At 59.2% G+C, this 1,058-nt stretch carries 1 protein-coding gene; it reads right to left on the minus strand.

All coding sequences use genetic code 11. The features are described from left to right. A partial coding sequence (locus P3T43_RS35690; protein WP_429285674.1) for an amidohydrolase family protein occupies positions 1-875 on the minus strand: 875 nt, incomplete at its 3' end. Positions 876-1,058 lie beyond the last annotated feature (183 nt).

The raw sequence follows: 1,058 nt of genomic DNA on the forward strand, positions 1-1,058 counted from the left end.
AACTCTTTAGTAATACCCCACGGTTCTGCCTCGTAGGCGGTTGCGTAAATTACGCCAATGGCCGGGGCGAGAAACACGCGGTCGCGCTTCGCCTCAAGCAGGTCAAACGTCTCGCCTTCAATGAAATCGCAGTGGTAGATAGCGCGGAAGTCATACTTCAGGGCAAGCTTCACGGCCTCATCCGCGCGGGCGTGACACGAGAGCCAGGCGCCGCGCGTATGGGCCTCTTCCGCGGCGGCGGCGACCTCGGCCTCCGTATAGGAAAGGCGACGGGCAAAACCCGGGCGTCCAGCGAACATGTCACCCGAGATGTTCATCTTGATGGTGTCGACACCCTCACGAATCAGCAACCTGACCGTCCGGCGGACTTCATCGGGGCCGTCTGCAATCACTTCGAAGCCCTGGTGGTTCGTGTGGTACTGACGTTCGTCCCCAAGACCGCCTGTTGTCGTGAGTTCCGGCGAGGCTGCCCGCATGCGCGGCCCCGGGAATTTTCCCGCATCGATGGCATCGCGAAGTACCGCCTCGAGCCGGAACTTCGCCGATGCCGCCGAGTACAAACTGGTGAAGCCGGAGTCCAGCATCAGTTTGACGTTCTGCAGCGCGAGCATCGTATGCTCTTCAATCGGGATCTGGCCAAGTTCACTGAACTGGGCCATATTGCTGTAGGTAACGTGAGCGTGCGCTTCGACGAGACCGGGCATCAGGGTCATGCCCTTGCCGTCGATAACGTCATAGTAGGACTCACGCGGAATCCCACCATTTCCGCGTGCCACGGCGCGGATCAGATTGCCCTCGACAAGCGCTTCGCCCGCGAACGTTGGCGCACCGGTGCCGTCGAAAATCTTCACATTGGTAAACAGTTGAGGATTCATCTTTTGCCTCTCTCCAGAAAGTGGCTGTCCAGTCGCAATCGCCGGACGGCCTTTAGTTTTTACAGGCTAGCACGCGTGGGAAGAGCCGGGTATTGGTCATGCACCTGGAGTGCCTACCCGGACCCTCATAAAGCTGGACTGTCTGATAAGAGAGTGCCGGTTGAAGCACGGGAGCGGGTGAAA

The organism is Paraburkholderia sp. GAS41, from assembly GCF_050436545.1.
Lineage (GTDB): Bacteria > Pseudomonadota > Gammaproteobacteria > Burkholderiales > Burkholderiaceae > Paraburkholderia.